1 protein-coding gene is annotated in these 367 nt (G+C 63.2%); it reads right to left on the reverse strand.

Annotation, left to right across the window (positions count from 1 at the left end):
* Nucleotides 1–287: IS66 family insertion sequence element accessory protein TnpB (gene tnpB / locus MnOB_RS28470; protein WP_234358350.1), on the reverse strand; the 287-nt coding region annotated here is incomplete at its 3' end.
* Nucleotides 288–367: the final 80 nt, after the last annotated feature.

The following is a 367-nucleotide window of genomic DNA, read 5'->3' on the forward strand; positions in this document are numbered from 1 at the left end:
CCCAGTACCAAAGCCTGAAGTTGCTCGGTGTCGAGTTCGACTTCCGAGCCGTGCCGGATGCCTGGCCAGTGAAACTTGCCCTGGTTCAATCGCCGCGCGGCCAGCCAGATACCCACGCCGTCATGCACCAGGACTTTCATGCGGTTGGCGCGGCGATTGGCGAACAGATAGGCGCAGTGCGGCTTCGCCGCACCGAATACCGCCACCACACGGGCCAACGCGGTTTCAGTGCCAGCACGCATGTCCATCGGCTCGGTGGCGAGCCAGATGGTATCGATGCGGATCACTGGGCGAGCCCACGGACAAAGCGGGCGCAGCCTTCAGGATCGGAGGCTGGCCATTTCACCGTAACCGATTGCTCGCCAAG

The organism is Metapseudomonas resinovorans (genome assembly GCF_002003485.1).
GTDB classification, from domain to species: Bacteria; Pseudomonadota; Gammaproteobacteria; order Pseudomonadales; family Pseudomonadaceae; genus Metapseudomonas; species Metapseudomonas resinovorans_D.